Below are 356 nucleotides of genomic sequence, written 5' to 3' on the forward strand. Positions count from 1 at the left end.
TGCCACCAACACCTCGGTCACCGACCTGGGTACCAGTCTCAACACCTCGATTACCAACCTGGGCAACAGCTTCAGCACCCAGTTGGGCAACATCATCAACAATGGCGACGGCATCAAGTATTTCCACAGCGAATCCAGCCTGGGCGACAGCACGGCTACCGGCCTCGACAGCGTAGCCATCGGCCCGGTGGCAACCGCTTCGGCCGACAACGCCATTGCCCTGGGCAACGGTGCCAACGCCAGCATCGCCAACTCCCTGGCTCTGGGTAATGGCGCCACCACCGCTGCGGCCACTGCAACTGCCAGCGGCGTGATCAATGGCACCACTTACAATTACGCCGGCACTGCGCCTGTGG

At 62.1% G+C, this 356-nt stretch carries 1 pseudogene; it reads left to right on the top strand.

Annotation, left to right across the window (positions count from 1 at the left end):
• A pseudogene (locus BFQ03_RS31110) lies at positions 1–356 on the top strand (hypothetical protein); the annotation flags it as partial.

Source organism: Pseudomonas sp. 25 R 14 (assembly GCF_900004755.1).
In the GTDB taxonomy this organism is placed as follows: domain Bacteria; phylum Pseudomonadota; class Gammaproteobacteria; order Pseudomonadales; family Pseudomonadaceae; genus Aquipseudomonas; species Aquipseudomonas brenneri.